Source organism: Planococcus sp. CAU13 (assembly GCF_000775575.1).
Classification (GTDB): Bacteria; Bacillota; Bacilli; order Bacillales_A; family Planococcaceae; genus Planococcus.
Genome location: NZ_JRGN01000197.1, coordinates 1 through 16,091, shown reverse-complemented (window position 1 = coordinate 16,091; position 16,091 = coordinate 1). Strand labels below are relative to the sequence as shown.

Below are 16,091 nucleotides of genomic sequence, written 5' to 3'. Positions count from 1 at the left end.
GCGAAGCTGTTTTGCGGAATATCGATTTTTTCTTCTTAACAGAACAGAAAGGAGCCCCGGATTCAATCCGCGGCTCCTTCTTTTATTCATTTTATTTCGACACCATGCTGCGCAGGGCGAGATTGATGTTTTGCGGGCGTTCCGCGAGTCTTCTCATATAATAGCCGTACCAGTCTTCTCCGAAAGGCACGTAAGTCGTGAATGCGTAGCCTTCATCCGCCAGTTCCTTCTGCATTTCCGTACGGAAACCGTAAAGCATCTGGAATTCGAAGCGGTCGCGCGGAATGTCGTTTTCTTCGACAAACTTCTTCACGTCATTGATGATGTGGTGATCATGCGTCGCGATGGAAGTAAACGCTTTCTCCTGCAGGCGAAGTTTAATCAATTTGAGATAGTTTGCATCAATGTCCTGCTTGCTTTGCAGGGATACATCCGGAATTTCTTTATATGCACCTTTTACAAGGCGCAGGCGGACATCCTTGAGGTGGTCAAGGTCTTTTTCCGAGCGGTATAAATAAGCCTGGATGACAGTTCCGATATTCGGATAGTCTTTCCGCAGCTCAAACAATAAATCAAGAGTCTGCTGCAGATGAGCATAATCTTCCATATCGAGATTGATGAAAATGTCGTAGTTTGCAGCTGCCTGTGCGATTTCACGCATATTTTCAAGACAGAAATCGTAATCGACATCAAGGCCGATCTGCGTCAGCTTGATGGACATATGGGCATTTACGCCATTCGCTTGGATTGCTTCTATTGTATGGAGGATATTTTCTTTGGCAGCAGTCGCTTCTTCTCTGCTGTAGACGAATTCTCCAAGATTATCGATTGTTGCACTGATTCCGATACTGTTTAATTCTTTTACCGATTTCATCATGCTATCAATATCGGTGCCGGCTACCACTTTCCCGGCTCCCAGTTTAAGACCCCATTTTTTTGCACCGCTGTTCAACAATTGATTTTTGGACAAAGCAATAAAAAAGTCTCTCGTTACACCCACTTTATTTTCCTCCTATACTATCAAACGACTCTGTTTATCCTGTAAAACTGGCGGATCCGTCAAGAAAAGAATTCAGTTCCTTCAGCAAAGTGCCTCAAGAAATTTTAGAAGAAGAACGCTATGCGTTCGTATCCCAGATACATTATATATGATTGTTTGAAGTCAGCATATCATTAAATATTACCGAATTAAAACTATTCCTATTAAAAAAACTATTTTAATGTCTTTTTTGAGAACGTATCAATCTTTTGAAGGTTTGAAAGGTGTAAAATAGATAACAGTTCGGCACTTAAAGCAGAAAGGAGTAGAGGATATGAAAGGTATATCAGCAAAAGGTTTTACCTTTTCGGTGTCCATTTATGCTGTTTTGCATTTCGTCACTTATTTCTATTATAATGACCTGCTGTTCGATGTTCTTTCTGTATTCGGTTTTGTGACACTTGTTTTCGGCCTTCTGCTGCTTCCTGCCAGTAAATTGCAGCTGCCGATTTTCCTGTCCACAATTGCAGTCGCTGTCCTTCTTTTTTCAGGGGCTCCTTTAATCGGCGGCCTGGCTGAAGGATTTCTGCAGATGCGCAGCCTCATTTCGCTGCTGCTGATTGTGCCGATGATCAGCTGGGTGCTGAATGAAGAGCCTTATATAGATGAAATTATGAGCTACGGCCATAAATTTTTGAATGAAAGCCGGAAATTCTACCTGGGATTAGCCGGAATGACGCAGATCATTGCCCATTTCCTGCTGTTTGGCGCTGTGCCTATGATGTACAGCTTTATCGATTCGTTTTTAAAAGAACATAAAAATGAAGCCTGGGAAAGATTCAAAGGTACCGCTATTTTACGGGGATTTGCTTTATCGACACTTTGGGTCATCAGCATCCCGAGTTTCATATTCGCTGTCGAAGCACTTGGGGCCACGTTATGGAAATCGGTCGTTCTGGGCTTCGCTGCAGCTATAGGCGGAAGTTTGCTCGGGGCATTTTTCGCTTACCGGCAGGAAAAGAAAGACGGAGAAGATTTTTCGGCCGTTCTGCAGACTGAAATCGCCAAAGCAATGAAGAAGTCCCGGAATACAGGGAGATGGAACCGCGATGTGGCTGAATTCGCTTTTCTGTTCATATCGCTGTTCGGCGCAATTTTCTTCATACATGAAATGTGGAATATCGATTTTCTGGTAGTCATTCCTTTAGTGATCCTGTTTTGGACAGCGCTGTATTTCCTGTTGAAAAAGCGCATGGGAAATTATTTGACCAATGGCAAAAAGTTCGTTGCAAACGGAATTTCCAGACAGGCGCAGCAGCTCAGTATTCTTCTGTCCGCTGGATTGATGATCTATGCGCTGAATCATTCAGGAACAGGGAAGTATGTAATTGATGGAATGAATGCAATTACGGAAATCGTTTCATTTCTGAATATTTTATTGCTGCTTCCGTTCATTCTGATCTTTCTCGGGTTTATCGGTTTGGGGCCATTGCCGGTGATTGTTCTGGTGACAGGCATACTGGAAAGTGCAATTCTGCCTTATCCGCCGGAATTGATTGTGCTGGCTGTTACATCGGGCAGTGTCATTTCCATCCTGCTTTCCCCTTTTGTCATGCCTGTCATTATATTGAGCAGCATGAATGGCTTAAGCGGCATTCGTAACGGAATCCATTTCAATTTGAAATACGCCATCGCTTTTTATATCATGATCCAATTATTCATCCAGACAAGCATTTTGTTGTAATCCGCCAGGCGCTTGCGCTTTTATGGAATCATTGGCTTAGGGCAGCCGGTTTTGGTAGGCTGTAGATAACTCAGCCGGTTTTCAACGGGAACCGGCAATGAAGAAAGGGGAGATTGGTTTGACGATTCTTCATATGCTTTCAGGCTCCTATGCCGGCCGGGGAGAGCAGGGCATCAAGCTTTGGCAGTTTGACACGGTTGCCGGTGACTTGAAAGAAATTGCCGCCGCCAGCGGGGTCGAACGCCCGTCGTTTCTGGCAGTGCATCCGGAAAGAAATATGTTTGCCTCCAGCAGCGAAGATTTTGGCGGAGAGCTGGCAGCCTTTGAAGTGGATTTGGAAGAAGGCCGGATCGAAGAGCGCGGCCGCAGCAAAGGCAACGGGGATCATCCCACCCATGTCAGCATTGACCGCAGCGGAAACTGGCTGCTGTGCGTCAATTATTCAGCGGGCAGCGTAAATGTTTTCCGGCTGGAAGCAGACAACACGATTGGCGAAATGACCGATTCCATCCAGCACGAGGGCAGCGGACCAAACGCGGAAAGGCAGGATGCGGCTCATCCGCATTCCGTCATCCAATTTCCGGACAGCAATCTGTTCGCTGTTTCGGATCTCGGCACGGATACGATTTACTGTTACGAACTTGACGCGGAAAACGGGAAACTTCGTCTGCAGCAGGCGCTTGAAGCGGATAAGGGAAGCGGGCCGAGGCACCTTGCTTTTCATCCGGCGCTGCCGATTTTTTATTCACTCGAGGAATTGAATTCCTCGGTGACGGCTTATTCTTTCAATGAAGAGCGGATTGAAAAAGGCCAGCAGCTGTCCCTGCTCCCCGAGGCATTCGAAGGCGACAATACTGCAGCTGAAGTGGCGGTGTCCGAAGACGGCAAATACCTGTACGCTTCGAACAGGGGAGACGACAGCATCGTATCTTTTGAAATCGACGGCAATGGAAATTTGCACAGCCCCGAATTCACCAGCAGCGGCGGAAAAGGGCCGCGCCACTTTGCCCTGGTGCCGGGAGGAGGCTGGCTGATTGCAGCAAACGAAAAGTCGGATTCGCTGGCCGTCCTGAAACTCGAAGATGGCCGGCCGCTTGCGATGGCCCAGAAAATAAAAACAACTTCTCCGGTCTGTGTGAAATTCATCCAATAGACCAATTAAAAAACAGGCAGAGGACACATGTCCTTTGCCTGTTTTCTATTCACCAGTCCTCTGTTTCTTTTTCGACGATGCCGAACTCTTTCAGAATGCTCGTTAGGCGGCTGTCATGATTGCCTTCAAATGCTTCGGCCGTGCAATCCGAATGTGGCGGGTAATTCAATTCCTTTGCATGCTGCAGCGTCGACTCTTCGAGGAAATTCGTCGCGTCCGCTCCCTGGAAGCAGGACGGGGCGATATATGTGCGGTAAGTATGTTCCAGCACCACCCGGGTGTTGGGCGGGGGAACATTGTCGCGCGGGACAAGAAGGAAAATCAGCAGCGCAGCTGCGGCCAGCAAGCCGGCCAGGCTCCAGACGGTATTTTTTTTCATGGCTTTTATTCCTCCGCCAGCAAAATTTCGATGTCGTGCTTTATTTCGTCGGTCGGAGGATTGAGGCCGTTGTAGAATTTCCGGACCACGCCTTCGCGGTCAACCAGGAAAAAGTCCGTTCCGTGCACTACCTGATCAGAGTCCTCCGGTTTTCTGGCGACAGTCTTAAAATTTTTATAGGCGAATTGATCGATTTTCTCGGGAACATAACCGGTCAGCAAATCCCAGCTGCTGAGATCGGCTCCGTAATTTTCAGCGTAGGATTTTAACACTTCAGGTGTATCCACAACAGGATCGACGCTGAATGAAACGATTCTTACATCAAGGCCTTCCTGTGCCAGTTCCTGCTGCAGCTGAGTCATGTTCGCCATCATCGGCAGACAGACGGTTGTGCAATTGGTGAACACAAAATCAGCAAGCCAGACGTCTCCTTTTAAATCTCCCAGACTCACTTCTTCATTATTTTGATTGGTGAAATGAAAATCTTCCATTTCCCAATTGACGGAATCTTTGATTTTCCCGCCGCATCCGGCAAGAATCAGGATTGAAAATAACAGCAGGGCCATCCACTTGATTTTCAGCAACAGTACCCTTCCTTTCTTTCTTAACTATCACTCCTAAGGGTATTAGAAATCAGGCTGTCAAACAAGTGCCAAGCCTCTGAAACATATGTATATATTTCGAACAAGCGGGAATGCGGAGAAAACGGAGAAAAAGATATAAACGGATTTTGAAGATAATTTACAAAAAATTTAGTTAATTTACAAAGGAGAATCATGAGATGTGTAGAATCTACTAAAGATACCTTATTGCGGTAAGGCTAAGGAGGTGTAGCCGTGATTATGCAGAAAGAAGCTCTGACGGCGGACAGGCTGAAAGATTTTCACAGTGGCTGCATGACAGATGCCCATCGGTACTTCGGTGCAAAAGTGGAAAACGGATGGACTTTCTTTACGTTGTGGGTGCCGGATGTTGAAAAGGTGAATGCTGTCGTGTTCGAGCCCGGTACAAACGTGCGGACATCCTATGAAATGAAGCGCATGGCGCATGACGATACCATTTGGGATATCCGTGTCGAAAGGGATTTTACCGGATTTTCCTATGTCTATGAAATCTTCCTGCCGAACGGCGAAGTTCTCGAGAAATCGGATCCCTACGCCAGACAGGGAGAGTTCAGGCCGCAGACAAAATCCGTCGTTGCCGGACATTCCCGGCATGAATGGGAGAGATCGGTGCTGGCGGAAAAAGAAAGAATTGCCGACAACCATATTGAAAAGCCGATGGCAATCTATGAACTGCATATCGGGACGTGGAAACGGAATGAGCAGGGAGCTTTTTTGAATTACCGGGAGTTGGCCGACGAGCTCATCCCCTATGTAAAAAACCTGGGCTTTACCCATATTGAAATTCTGCCGATTACAGAACATCCGCTTGATGAGTCCTGGGGGTATCAGGGAACTGGCTATTTTGCGCCAACCATCCGCTACGGTACAGCTGACGATCTGAAATATTTTGTTTCAGCGTGCGCTGAAAATGGCCTCGGGCTTTTTTTGGATTGGGTTCCCGGTCATTTCTGCAGTGACGCTTTTGCGCTTTCCTTATTCAACGGTACACCTCTTTATGAAGAATCACGGGAAGAAAGAAGGATGAACCCGGATTGGGGTACATTGAATTTCGATATCAGCAAAGGGGAAGTCGTCAGTTTCCTCATGTCGAGCGCCCATTACTGGCTGGCTGAGTTCAAATTTGACGGTTTTCGCATGGATGCGGTCATCACCCAGCTGTTTATCCCGAACACCGAACCCCCAACTTTCAATGAAGAAGGCAAAAACTTTCTGAGAGAACTGACGGCCAGTTTGAAAAGAGCATTTCCTCAGGCCATTTTAATTGCCGAAGATGCGCAGAACCATCCGAAGGTGACACATGAACTGGAAAATGAGGGAGTCGGCTTTGATTATAAATGGAATTTCGGCTGGATGCACGACACTCTTGAGTATATGAAGATACCGCCGCCAGAAAGGCCGGAACACCACGGCAAAATGAACTTTTCACTGATGTATCAATACGAAGAACGCTATATTCTGGCTTTTTCCCATGATGAAGTGGTTCATGGTGAAAAATCATTATTGAATAAACTGCCGGGATCGCTCGATGAGAAATTCAGCCAATTGCGCTTGCTGCTGAGCTTTTGGATTACGCATCCCGGAAAAAAATTATTGTTCATGGGCCAGGAATTCGGCCATTTTGATGAATGGGAATTTAAGCCGGAACTGGACTGGGCTTCATTGGTCAACGAGCCCCATCAGCAGATGGCGCTTTTTACAAAAGAGCTGCTGGCTTTTTATAAGAACGAAAAAGCGTTGTTCGAATTGGATGACCATCCGAAAGGTTTTGAATGGCTCGATGCAGACAATCATGAACAAAGCGTGGCTTCATTCATCCGCAGAGGCAAAAAAGCGGAAGATGAATGCGTCATCCTCTGCAATTTCTCTAATCAGGCATATCCGGATTTTCGGGTGGGGGTACCGCAGGCTGGCGTTTATGAGCAGGTGTTTTCAAGTGCCGCAGCCAAATACGGAGGGGTTCAGGAAAGCGCGGCGATGGCAGCCGCAGCTGAAGAGGAGCGAGCTGACAATCAGAACAGATCCATCAACATTACATTGCCGGCATTTACCATGTGTATCTGGAAATTGAACGGGAAAGGGAGCGAAGCAGATTGAAAAAGCAGATTGTGGCCATGCTGTTGGCGGGGGGCCAGGGAACCCGGCTGAAAGAATTGACATACGCGGTTGCGAAGCCGGCGATTCCTTTTGGCGGAAAATACCGCATCATCGATTTTCCATTATCCAATTGCACGAACTCCGAAATCCACACAGTCGGCGTATTGACACAATACCAGCCGCATTTATTGCATCAATATATCGGTCTTGGGACCCCGTGGGACCTGGATCGCCGTGATGGCGGCGTGACGATGCTTCCGCCATATGCAGAAGCCGACGGGATCAAATGGTACGACGGAACGGCAAATGCGATTTTTCAAAACCTCAAGTTTCTGGAAGCCCATGATCCCGAGTATGTCCTGATCCTGTCCGGAGATCATATATATAAGATGAATTATATGGAGATGCTTGAGTTCCACAAAAAGCAGCAGGCCGATGTCACCATTTCCGTCATTGAAGTGCCGTGGGAAGAAGCGAGCCGCTTCGGCCTGATGGAGACGGATGACGATATGCAGGTTACGCGGTTTGTTGAAAAGCCGGCGGATCCGAAAAGCAATTTGGCGTCGATGGGCGTCTACATCTTTAATTACCAAAAACTGAAGGAATATCTGGCCGCCGATGCAGAAAAAGAGGAATCCAGCCATGATTTTGGCAAGGACATCATCCCCGCGATGCTGGAAAGCGGCGAAAAACTGGTTGCCTATCCTTATAAGGGCTATTGGAAAGATGTCGGCACGGTGGAAAGTCTGTGGGAATCGAATATGGATCTGCTGGATCTCGATTCAGGCCTGGTGCTGCACGACCCGGCCTGGAGAATCTTTTCGTCCAATCGACAGCTTCCGCCGCAAGTAGTGACGTCAACTTGCGATATCCAGGAATCTTTTGTCAATGAAGGCTGCATCGTTGAAGGGACAGTGAGGCGGTCGATCATTTCCCAGGATGTCCACATTAAAGAAGGCGCTGAAGTCAGTGAATGCGTGGTGATGGAAGGAGTGGTCATTGGCGCCGGTGCGAAAATCAGGCGTGCCATCATAACACCGAATCTGATAGTGCCTGATCATTTTGAATTGAAGAAACTGGACGGGGAAATCACTTTAATGACGCGGAACACCATAGCTGATTGGGAAGGGAGTGAAGATAATGCGGTTAGCAGCGGTAATTGACGCGACAGTAACGATTCCCGGATTGAAGGAATTGGCGATGTACAGATCTTCCGCTTCCATTCCGTTTGGGGGAAGGTATCGCTTAATCGATTTCGCTTTATCCAATATTGTAAATTCGAATCTGAATTCTGTCGGAATCTTTGCTTCTCAGCAGAGTGTTTCATTGATGGACCATATAGGAAGCGGGAAAAGCTGGGATTTGGACCGGCGCAAAAACGGACTTTATTTTTTGCCCACCTCACAAAGAGAAGGCGATCATTTGAGCGTAGGCTCATTTGAGGCACTGGAAGAGCACTTGAATTTCTTCCATAAAATCACGCAGCCTTACGTCATGGTAACCAGTACTTTTTGCATTTCACAGATTGACTATAACGATATGCTGGAGAAACATTTGGCATCAGGAGCGGATATTACAGAGGCCGTCTGCGATGAGGCATGCATGAAAGCCTATATATTATCGAAAGAGTTGTTAATGCAGATGATTAAAAATTTCCGTGAAGAACGCGTCGTCAGTGTGGAAGACATCGTGAACCTGAAGAAAAAGCCTTATACTTTTGCACAGTACGAGTACGAAGGTTATTTCGCGCTGATCAACTCGATGGAAAGCTATTTCAATGAATCCCAGGCGTTATTGTCCAAAGAAGTCTGGCTCCGATTATTCCTGCCTGACAGGCCGATCTATACAAAAGTCAAAGATGAACCGCCGACAAAATACATGAAGGGTTCTGATGTTAAACGGTCGCTGGTTGCGAACGGAAGTCTGCTCAAAGGCCAGGTGACGGACAGCATTCTCAGCAGGGCGGTATCAATCGGCAAAAACTCGAAGCTGGAAAAATGCATAATTATGCAAAAGTGTGTAATAGAAGAAGGCTGCGATTTGCTTTACGTAATTGCGGACAAGGATGTGCATATCAAAGCAGGAAGTATCATCCATGGCACCAAAGAGAAACCGGTGGTCATCCGCAAAGGCAGCGTCGTGTCGGAGGGAGATGCTGTATGAAAATACTGATGGCGGCAGCGGAATGTGTGCCTTTCGCCAAAACCGGGGGACTGGCCGATGTAATCGGCGCCTTGCCGGTGAAACTGGCGGAATATGGCCATGACATTACCGTGCTTATGCCTAAATACAGTTTGATAACAGAAGAATACACGAAAGATTTCACCTTTCTGGAAGAACTTTCCGTCCCTTTTTCCGGACAGCAGAAACCATGCGCGATCTATGAATATAATAATGAAAATGTGCGCTTTTTATTTCTCGGCAATCAGGAATATTATGAACGCTCCCAAATCTACGGCCAGGAAGATGACGGAGACCGTTTCGGCTTTTTAAATGCCGCGGTATTGACGGTAATGGAAAAGCTGGCACTTGAACCAGATATAATCCACGTCCATGACTGGCATACGGCGATGATTCCTTATCTGGTGAAAGAAGACAGCAGGTTTAAAAGATTTGCCGGCATAAGGACTGTTCTGACAATCCACAATCTTCAATTTCAGGGGAAATTTCCGAAATCCCTTTTCAATAAAGGATTTGGACTGGATGAAAATCAGTCGGCTGTTGGAACGATTGAATGGCAGGGCAATTACAATATGCTGAAAACAGGCATTTTATATGCTGATAAAATAACCACCGTAAGTCCCTCTTACCGGGATGAAATTCTGACTGAACGGTATGGTGAAGGGCTGGAAACTGTGCTTCAGGAGCGAAAAGATGACCTGGTAGGGATCCTGAATGGGCTGGATACCGACTTTTATAACCCCGCCACCGATCTGGCAATTGAAATGGAATATGACCATACATCAATCGAAGGAAAAGCCGTCAACAAACGGGCAGTGCAAACTGGGATGAAATTGCCTGTAAAAGGGGATATTCCACTGGCCATCATGATTTCACGGCTGGCAGGGCAGAAAGGGATCGATATATTGGAAGAAGCCCTGCCAAAACTTCTGGCATCCAAAGACATGCAATTTGTTCTGCTTGGCTCCGGGGAAGAGAGATTCGAGAAATTTTTCCGGGATTTATCTCATCAATTTCCGGATCAAGTGGCGGTACATATCGGCTTTGATGAAAACCTGGCACACCAGCTTTACGCTGGCGCCGATATTTTTCTGATGCCTTCCCATTTTGAACCATGTGGATTGAGCCAGCTGATTTCCATGCGCTACGGCACTGTTCCTGTCGCCAATAAAACCGGCGGCCTGCGGGATACCGTTGTCGAATATGACCGGCATGCCGAAACGGGCAACGGTTTCCTGAGTGATCTGCAGGGCAGCTCTTCTTTCATTGATGCGACGGAGCGGGCTCTGGCGCTTTATCAGGAATCAGGACACTGGGAAACAATCAAGCAAAATGGCATGGCTGCAGATTATTCATGGAAACAATCCGCCAAATCGTATGAAGAACTTTACGAAAAGCTGATTCAATAGAAGGAAGGTGATCCGATGCCAGACAAATCATTCGACAATACGGATTTAGCCGATTACAAAGCAGGCGCTGTCCTGGAAGGGAAAGTTGCCATCATTACCGGCGCCAGCAGCGGCATCGGACAGGCGGTTGCCATTGCCTACGCAAAAGAAGGTGCGAAAATCGTGATTGGCTATAAAGGCAACGAAGACGGCGCAAATAAGACGATTGAGGTGATCAAAAAATACGGCGGCGATGCAAAAGCGTTTCAGGGAGATCTGGGGAAATCGGAAGAATGTGAAAAAATCGTCCAATTCACGCTCGAGTCCTATGGCCAGATAGACATCCTCGTCAACAACGCCGGTTATCAATATCCGCAGACTTCGCCGCTTGATATCACCGATGAGCAGATGCTGAAGACTTTCGAGATCAAAGCTTTTGCGATGTTCTATCTGGTAAGGGCCGCATTGCCTCATTTAAAGAAAGGCGCGCGCATCATCAATACAGCTTCCATCAATGCGTACCGCGGACATTCCGATTTGATCGATTATTCCGGTGCGAACGGGGCTATGGTGGCCATGACACGGTCTCTCGCGCGGCGGCTCGTCCGCGAGGAGATTGCGGTAAACGGCATAGCGCCGGGCCCCATCTGGACGCCGCTGATCACCAAAACCTTTGAAGACATAAACCCTGACGTTGCAGATGGCTTTGGTGAAGACGTTCCGGCAGGGCGTCCCGGGCAGCCTTATGAACTGGTCAAAGCATATGTGTTTTTGGCGGACCCTCAAAACTCCTATATGACAGGCCAGTTTTTGCACATGAACGGCGGAGACTATATGTCGACGTAATTTTTTGTAATGGAGAGGATAGAACAAAAGCGCCATGGAACATACACTGTCCAAGGCGCTCTTTTTCAGTTCAGCTTTTCGGCCAGCTCCAGATAATAATCGGCCACTTGCCCGGGCTGATACAAATCTGTGCGGTCGGTCGAATAGTTATGGATGGCGGCAGGAAATTCGAGATTCAGATCTGGTACCCGGACCGCAAAATCATTTTTATAGAGCAGTACAGCCACATCATGATATTCCTCGCTGCTTACTTTAAAAGAAAAAGAAATTTTTCTTCTGCCATCTTCGGACGCGGAAACATCCAAACGTTCTTCCTTGAAATCAGAAGCATGAATCTTCTTATCATCTATCCATACAATTGTGTCCATGGGAAACCACCTTTCCGAAAGTTCTACGATACGACCTTAACATGAAAGAACCGTCAACCCCTTATGAAAAGGATTGACGGTTCTGCTTTAAGCCTTCGCTTTTTTATCGCGCGCATAGCGGATATTTGTCACCACAAGAGTAGCGACAAGGAACAGGCCAAGCAATCCGATTACCGGATAAAATTCGCTGACAAGGCCTGTGAATCCTCTGAAGCTGAGTGAATACGCAAGTCCCACCACAACCAGGACAGTGATTCTGAAACGGGTCGTATTCAATTCGGCAAAACGGGCAGTGAATGAAAACAGCATACTTACAGCCGTATTGTAAATCATGGCAAATAGGATCAATGAAACAATGAAACCAAGGAAAGGTGCAATGTCGTTGGCTATCTGTAGAATTGGCATTTCCGAATCACCGACACGGTCGATGGACGAGAAAATCGCCAAATGGTTTAAAACGATAAGAATACCAAGTCCAAGTCCACCGATCAATCCACCGCGTGCAGCGATTTTTTCATCTTTCTCCGCTCCGCCCATAACAATTGCCATGGAGGCGCCGACCGCTATATTAAAGGAAACATAGTTTACTGCAGAATAAAACCAGTTGGACAAAGCAGAATCGGCCGATTTTGCAATAGGGTCCAATTCAGCAAATGTGGAATCCATTGTAGCAAGACTGTAGACGGCGAGGCCGATGACCGTCAGTACCAAAAACGGTGTGATGCTGCCGATAATTCCAATAACACGTTGAATATTCAACATAATGGTTCCTGTGACAAGCAGCGCCATTACCGTATTGCCGTAAGCTGCCGGGAAACCGAATTGTTGAGAGAAAATAGAACCTGCTCCCGCAATCATCACGACACCGACCCCAAACAGCGTCAAAATGATGATGATATCCATAATAATACCACCGGCTCTCCCGCCGATGGTATAAAGCGCATCTTTATGGGAGGCGGTCTGCAGACGGCTGCCTATTCTTGTCAAACTCATCCCCATGTAAGCGAAAAGTGCAGTCGATAATATGGCAGCCAAAATACCTGCAATACCGAAACTTGTGAAATACTGAAGTATTTCCTGGCCGGATGCGAAGCCTGCGCCGACAATAATGCCGATAAAAGCGCTTCCAATTTTCAAGCTTTTAATCATTATGTACCCCCTGAGATGTATGTGCTTTCGAAATAAACTTATATAAATATAACAAAAAAAGAGAATTTAAGCAAAATTTTTTAGAAAAATTATTATTATTGGTTAATTAAAATTATATTAAAAACATTAACTGGAAGTTCGCAATCCCTAAAGACAGTAAAGGGCTGGAGCTAAGTTCAGCTCCAGCCCTTTACTGATCATTTTTATTGATTTTTGTTTGCAATAATAACCAATTTGCCTTTATCAAGCTCTTCTTCGTAGGCTTCGGCTTCTTCTGTTGTCAGGCCGGCACTTGCCATTTTCGCGCGCAGCTCATCGCCGCGGGAACTGGTCATATTTTTCAAGCTGTCAAGGAAGCCTTGTTCCTTCATCCCGACGCTTTCTGTGTCCAGTGCATCGGTCACATGTTTTTCACGTTTTTTATCGTGTGCAAAAATATAAATGTCGTCGTGGGTGAAGCCCTGTGTTTCAAGTTTTTCAATTTCTTCTTTTGCCTGGAGCGCGTTCTCAACTGTCATTTTAATAGTCAAAATAATCCCTCCTGTTTTTTCTATCCACTACTGTGTTTACCACGAACCTGTTTGGATTAAACAATCAAAGCCGCTTATTGGGTTATACTGAAGAAAACTGCATGGAATGGAGCGATGGATATGAATATTACACCAATCGGAATCTGGGGAGGCTATCCCAATAAAAATGAAGCAACGTCTTCCTTTCTGCTTGAACAGGATGGTTTCCGCTGTTTGATCGACTGCGGCAGCGGGGTACTGGCTGCGGTACAGAATTACACAAAGTTGAGTGAGCTGGATGCAGTGATCATCACACATTACCACGCCGATCATGTGGCAGACATCGGCGTTCTGCAGCACGCTGCGATGGTCGGCATGCAATTGAAGGAATGGGAGACGCCGCTTCCGATTTACGCACACACACGCGATGCCGCCGGTTTTGAAAATCTTTCCTATAAAGGGGTGACGGAAGGAAAGGGACTGAACGTTGACGAGCCGATTCAACTTGGGCCGTGGGAAGTTTCTTTCTGTGAAACCGTTCATCCTGTTTATTGCCTGGCGCTAAAATTTTCGTCGAACGGCAAAAGCGCTGTGTTCACAGCTGATACGGCATGGAAAGAGGAACTGGTGGAGTTTGCGGCCGGAGCTGATTTTATCGCGGCTGAATCAAACCTGTATGAAAAATACGTCGGCATCATCCAGGGGCATATGAGCGGGCGGCAAGCCGGAGAACTGGCGGAACGTGCGGGTGTGAAGCAGATGGTGCTGACGCATCTGCCGCAATATGGTGAACTTGCGGAAATTCTGAATGCTGCGAAAACGGCTTTTGGTGGACCTGTCGAATTTGCGGAAATCGGGAAAACCTACAGCATTTGAATACAGCCAAAGCTCCTTCCTAAAAAAATTTTTATGAATAGGTGTTTTAATTTTCAATAATGGGAAGTTAGTAAGAAAGATGTTACTTGGAAGGAGCGTGGTTCATTATGAGAGAATTATTCGGCCTCATGAGATTCGGGGCAAAATCAGCATTATGGGCAGCAATTATAAATACGGTTCTGGGCATTATTAAAACAGCTGCTTATCTGATTACAGGAAATGTGGCCATGTTCGCTGAAATGATGCACAGTTTCGGTGATGCAGCCAACCAATTTTTCGTATTCGTCGGATCTGGCCTCAGTAAAAAAGCGCCTACTGAACGGTTTCCAGGCGGTTTTGGCCGGCTGGTCAACCTCGTTCTTCTGGGTGCAGTCCTGATTGTTGGGATTCTGGCCTATGAAACGATTGTGGAAGGAATCCACCATATCCGCTCGGGTGCCCATTCCGAAGATTGGTTCTGGCTGAACGTCGGCGTTTTGGGCTTGGCGATTGTGCTGGAGATGTTTGTATTACATAAAGCGATGAAAGAAATCACACACAATCTTCCGAAGGAACAGAAAAAAGGGCTGAAAATTTTCCCGGCTGCTTTTAAAAATGTAAAATCCGCCAATCCTGCCACAAAGCTTGTGTTTCTTGAGGATCTTGTCGCAGTAAGCGGGGCGGTCCTTGCACTCGTCGCCATCGTCATTGCCACGTATACACCGTTCCACAGTGCTACCGGTTATGCATCAGTCATAATCGGAATCATGCTGATCGTCGTGGTTGGGCGCATCTTCCTGGACAATGCCGCCGGAGTTCTTGGCGTAGCGGACCTCGATATGGAAGAGCGCATGGGCAATGAAATCATGAAACACCCGCGCATCAATGATATCCAGGATATGGCTGTTATCCGTGAAGGCGACGATCTGCATGTTGAGTTGAAAGTTGAAGTAGAAGAAAGCATGACGATCAAGGAATCGGACGAAATTCGTGAGTACATTGCTGCAGAAATCAAACGGAGAGTTCCAAACGTCACAGATATCATCATTGAGTTTGATGTGGATGATGAAATTGTTCACTGGAAGAAGACAGTCATTGAAAAACCTGCAGAATAACAGAACAATTTGGAGGGATTGCAGTGAAGATCGGAATCATCGGCGCAACAGGGAAAGCCGGCAACTTGATCATGGAAGAAGCGAAATCCAGAGGGCACGAAGTCACAGCCATCGTACGGAATTCACAAAAACTCCCGGATGAAGAAGGCGTGGCTGTGCTGGAAAAAGATATTTTTAACCTTGATGCCACAGATTTAAAACAATTCGATGCCGTCGTCAATGCATTCGGTGTGCCGACTGAAAAAGCAGCGCAGCATGTGGAAGCCGGCCGTTCGCTGATCAACGCGTTAAAAGAGGCAAAAGGCACCCGGCTTCTGGTCGTCGGCGGAGCCGGCAGCCTGTTTGTCGATGAAGCAAAAACCACCCGCTTGAATGAGACGCCTGAATTTCCGGAAGCCTTTAAAGCTATTGCCTTAAATCAGTCTCAAAACCTGTCAGACCTTGAACAATCGGAAGGCCTCCAATGGACGTTTCTGAGCCCGGCGGCATTTTTTGACCCGGAAGGCAAGCGCACCGGCAAGTACCAGATTGGTGAAGATGCGTTTATGGTCAACCGAAAAGGAAAAAGTTACATCAGCTATGCTGATTACGCGATTGCCATGGTCGATGAAATCGAAAACGGCAGGCACATCAATAAGCGCTTTACTGTCGTTGGGGAAAAAGAGTAAGGGATTAGGGCGCCATCGCTTTTCTTTGTCCAGACTC

The 16,091-nt window shown here is 46.8% G+C and carries 16 protein-coding genes; 10 read left to right on the top strand and 6 right to left on the bottom strand.

Annotation, left to right across the window (positions count from 1 at the left end):
- Positions 1-91: 91 nt before the first annotated feature.
- Positions 92-1,000: a proline dehydrogenase family protein gene (locus tag KW93_RS08775; protein WP_033542625.1), complete on the bottom strand. Its 909-nt coding sequence runs from the start codon at positions 998-1,000 to the stop codon at positions 92-94.
- Between the two features lie 313 nt (positions 1,001-1,313).
- Between KW93_RS08775 and KW93_RS08770 the strand changes: the two genes are divergently transcribed.
- Both KW93_RS08770 and KW93_RS08765 read left to right on the top strand, forming a co-directional pair.
- Positions 1,314-2,723, top strand: a complete 1,410-nt coding sequence (locus tag KW93_RS08770; RefSeq protein WP_033542624.1) for a hypothetical protein — start codon at positions 1,314-1,316, stop codon at positions 2,721-2,723.
- 97 nt (positions 2,724-2,820) lie between these two features.
- Entirely contained in the window at positions 2,821-3,876 is a 1,056-nt protein-coding gene (locus KW93_RS08765; protein ID WP_033542623.1) for a lactonase family protein, read from the top strand.
- Between the two features lie 49 nt (positions 3,877-3,925).
- On the opposite strand, the gene KW93_RS08760 is transcribed toward KW93_RS08765, so the two are convergent.
- Together KW93_RS08760 and KW93_RS08755 are read right to left on the bottom strand one after the other, a co-directional pair.
- Complete coding sequence (locus tag KW93_RS08760) at positions 3,926-4,255, bottom strand: hypothetical protein (protein WP_033542622.1); 330 nt, start codon at positions 4,253-4,255, stop codon at positions 3,926-3,928.
- Between the two features lie 5 nt (positions 4,256-4,260).
- Positions 4,261-4,821: an SCO family protein gene (locus KW93_RS08755; RefSeq protein ID WP_033542627.1), complete on the bottom strand. Its 561-nt coding sequence runs from the start codon at positions 4,819-4,821 to the stop codon at positions 4,261-4,263.
- Between the two features lie 276 nt (positions 4,822-5,097).
- Here KW93_RS08755 and glgB point away from each other — a divergent pair, with 276 nt between their 5' ends.
- Genes glgB through KW93_RS17295 form a run of 5 tightly spaced genes read left to right on the top strand, consistent with a single transcriptional unit; the run spans position 5,098 to position 11,390 of the window.
- Entirely contained in the window at positions 5,098-6,975 is a 1,878-nt protein-coding gene (gene glgB / locus KW93_RS08750; RefSeq protein WP_033542626.1) for a 1,4-alpha-glucan branching protein GlgB, read from the top strand.
- Positions 6,972-8,138: a glucose-1-phosphate adenylyltransferase gene (locus tag KW93_RS08745; RefSeq protein ID WP_033542621.1), complete on the top strand. Its 1,167-nt coding sequence runs from the start codon at positions 6,972-6,974 to the stop codon at positions 8,136-8,138. Before glgB ends, KW93_RS08745 begins: the two co-directional genes overlap by 4 nt.
- The gene (locus KW93_RS08740) at positions 8,116-9,138 is read left to right on the top strand and encodes a glucose-1-phosphate adenylyltransferase family protein (protein ID WP_033542620.1); all 1,023 of its coding nucleotides are present in this window, start codon (positions 8,116-8,118) and stop codon (positions 9,136-9,138) included. The genes KW93_RS08745 and KW93_RS08740 overlap by 23 nt, the downstream gene beginning before the upstream one ends.
- Positions 9,135-10,565 carry a glycogen synthase GlgA gene (glgA, locus tag KW93_RS17300; protein ID WP_033542619.1) on the top strand — a complete coding sequence of 477 codons (1,431 nt, stop codon included), beginning with the start codon at positions 9,135-9,137 and terminating at the stop codon, positions 10,563-10,565. Before KW93_RS08740 ends, glgA begins: the two co-directional genes overlap by 4 nt.
- A 15-nt stretch (positions 10,566-10,580) precedes the next feature.
- Positions 10,581-11,390 (top strand): SDR family oxidoreductase, encoded by an 810-nt coding sequence (locus tag KW93_RS17295; protein WP_033542618.1) that lies wholly within the window; start codon positions 10,581-10,583, stop codon positions 11,388-11,390.
- Between the two features lie 65 nt (positions 11,391-11,455).
- Here the strand turns inward: KW93_RS17295 and KW93_RS08725 are convergent, their stop codons facing one another.
- From KW93_RS08725 to KW93_RS08715, 3 genes are all read right to left on the bottom strand, one after another.
- The gene (locus KW93_RS08725) at positions 11,456-11,758 is read right to left on the bottom strand and encodes a DUF3219 family protein (protein WP_033542617.1); all 303 of its coding nucleotides are present in this window, start codon (positions 11,756-11,758) and stop codon (positions 11,456-11,458) included.
- An 87-nt stretch (positions 11,759-11,845) separates the two neighbouring features.
- Positions 11,846-12,907 (bottom strand): YkvI family membrane protein, encoded by a 1,062-nt coding sequence (locus KW93_RS08720; protein ID WP_033542616.1) that lies wholly within the window; start codon positions 12,905-12,907, stop codon positions 11,846-11,848.
- A gap of 203 nt (positions 12,908-13,110) precedes the next feature.
- Entirely contained in the window at positions 13,111-13,437 is a 327-nt protein-coding gene (locus KW93_RS08715; RefSeq protein WP_033542615.1) for a general stress protein, read from the bottom strand.
- A gap of 120 nt (positions 13,438-13,557) precedes the next feature.
- On the opposite strand from KW93_RS08715, the gene KW93_RS08710 reads away from it, so the two are divergent.
- The 3 genes from KW93_RS08710 to KW93_RS08700 all read left to right on the top strand — a co-directional run bounded on the left by KW93_RS08710 (position 13,558) and on the right by KW93_RS08700 (position 16,054).
- On the top strand, positions 13,558-14,292 hold the full coding sequence (locus tag KW93_RS08710) for an MBL fold metallo-hydrolase (RefSeq protein WP_033542614.1): 735 nt from the start codon (positions 13,558-13,560) through the stop codon (positions 14,290-14,292).
- 107 nt (positions 14,293-14,399) lie between these two features.
- The gene (locus KW93_RS08705; protein ID WP_033542613.1) at positions 14,400-15,386 is read left to right on the top strand and encodes a cation diffusion facilitator family transporter; all 987 of its coding nucleotides are present in this window, start codon (positions 14,400-14,402) and stop codon (positions 15,384-15,386) included.
- Between the two features lie 23 nt (positions 15,387-15,409).
- Positions 15,410-16,054, top strand: coding sequence for an NAD(P)-dependent oxidoreductase (locus KW93_RS08700; RefSeq protein ID WP_033542612.1), 645 nt, complete (start codon positions 15,410-15,412; stop codon positions 16,052-16,054).
- The last annotated feature ends 37 nt before the right edge of the window (positions 16,055-16,091 follow it).